Here is a 313-nt window from a genome sequence, read left to right as displayed (position 1 = left end):
TACACCCTGGGGCTGGAGGGCCCTGCGGTGACGGTGGATACCGCGTGCTCGTCTTCTCTGGTGGCGCTGCATCTGGCGTGTCAGGCCCTGCGTAACGGTGAGTGCTCCCTTGCCCTGGCGGGCGGGGTGGCGGTGATGTCTACGCCGGGTGTGTTCGTGGAGTTCAGTCGGCAGCGTGGGTTGGCTCCTGATGGGCGGTGCAAGGCGTTCGCCGCCAGCGCGGATGGCACCGGCTGGGCTGAGGGTGCGGGGATGTTGTTGTTGGAGCCGTTGTCGTTGGCGCGGCGTAATGGGCATCCGGTGCTTGCGGTGG

The 313-nt window shown here is 67.7% G+C and carries 1 protein-coding gene; it reads left to right on the top strand.

Going from position 1 to position 313, the window contains the following annotated elements; genetic code table 11:
• A partial coding sequence (locus AC5P1B_RS35930; RefSeq protein WP_493892235.1) for a beta-ketoacyl synthase N-terminal-like domain-containing protein occupies positions 1-313 on the top strand: 313 nt, incomplete at both ends.

The organism is Streptomyces sp. A01, from assembly GCF_059026195.1.
The sequence above is the reverse complement of the archived record's forward strand: the minus strand, read 5'-3'. Positions and strand labels throughout refer to the sequence as shown.